Below are 1262 nucleotides of genomic sequence, written 5' to 3'. Positions count from 1 at the left end.
CCGCGGTTTCTTAGCCGATGTGAACGGGCGTCCCCTTGAGGTGATTGACCGACTGTGCGTGCGGATGTAAAGTATTTAATTCAACCTATATAGAATATAAAGCATCGCAGGATGAAGTGTTTTTTATCTTTAAAATTAGAATATTTTCTTAAATAATATATAACTTTGCCATAGTTATTGGAAAATGGAGACTTATTATTAGTCATGTAAGTAAAGAATATTTCATTAATGAATTGGCATATTAAATAATTTGTTTAATTTAGTTTTTGGACTTTTCTTTGGCACAAGAATTCCCCTGTTAATTTTTTATTATCAGTAGGAGATTTTACAATTTTTAAACAAAATTATTTGAAATAGCAGAAACAATCAGAGAAGATGAACTTCACCAAGCAATAGTACAAGCTATCAATGAAGTGCTGGGAAACAAAGGAGATTACCTGAATATTTTAATAGAAAATATTGAAACAGTTTTGAATGAAAATGCGGATAAACCAACAACTGATATTGATGAAAAGTTAGAAGGACTTCAAATGGAACTGCTTAGGCTTGCAAACTCAAAAGAAGATTACGAGGATGTAGCAGAAGAAATATACAGGTTGCGGGAACTGAAGCAGGAGGTCATGATAAAAAATGCAGCACGAGAGGGACTCAGGCAACGAATCGAAGAAATGACAAAGTTTTTAAAAGAACAACCGCAGAAACTTGAAGTGTATGACGATTTACTTGTGAGGCGATTGATTGATAGGATTACGGTCGATGAAAGGCTTCTAACAATCGAATTCAAGTCTGGAATCGAGATTAAAAAAGAACTTTGAAGTAAATATTTAATGGGCTCATGTCAAATATGGCATGGGCTATTTCAATTTGACTAGACAAACATATTACTTATAGTAAAAGATGATATGAACGTATTGTGATGTTGAGCTGTTCCTACGTACTTCATGATATTTGGATTTCGTAAAAAGAAATATTTCAAAATCGCTCAATAAGAATTGGACTATAGATAAAATTTAATTCACATATACCTTGAAAGGAGTGGATTTTATGGGAGAATGGGCAAGGCCTAACGACTTTTTTGTTGCTTGTAGATTAACCAGTTCAAAATATGCTGATTCCTTTTTAGATACCGGATCAATTAAATTCAACACCCCCCAATCGTGGATTGATTATTCCAAAAAATATGGGGATGGCCGGGGTGTCAGCGTCAAGTAGAATTGAACAGTTAACGCCAATTAATTTTGAACACTTTCGCTCACAAACAT

Annotated in this window: 2 protein-coding genes; both read left to right on the top strand. The window is 33.8% G+C overall.

The window, feature by feature from the left end; translation table 11 throughout:
• Nucleotides 1-413 precede the first annotated feature (413 nt).
• A complete protein-coding gene (locus BMZ71_RS14550; RefSeq protein WP_245734466.1) occupies nucleotides 414-815 on the top strand; it encodes a DNA recombinase in 402 nt (133 codons plus the stop codon).
• A gap of 229 nt (nucleotides 816-1044) precedes the next feature.
• A complete protein-coding gene (locus BMZ71_RS15025) occupies nucleotides 1045-1212 on the top strand; it encodes a hypothetical protein (protein WP_177187642.1) in 168 nt (55 codons plus the stop codon).
• Nucleotides 1213-1262: the final 50 nt, after the last annotated feature.

The sequence above is a fragment of the Trichococcus flocculiformis genome, assembly GCF_900113645.1.
Classification (GTDB): Bacteria; Bacillota; Bacilli; order Lactobacillales; family Aerococcaceae; genus Trichococcus; species Trichococcus flocculiformis.
Note: the sequence above shows the minus strand (reverse complement) of the source record. Positions and strands in the feature narration are given on the sequence as shown.

Coding starts and splice junctions, on each gene's coding strand:
- BMZ71_RS15025 (WP_177187642.1), top strand. CDS start 1,045: ATGGGAGAATGGGCAAGGCCTAACGACTTTTTTGTTGCTTGTAGATTA.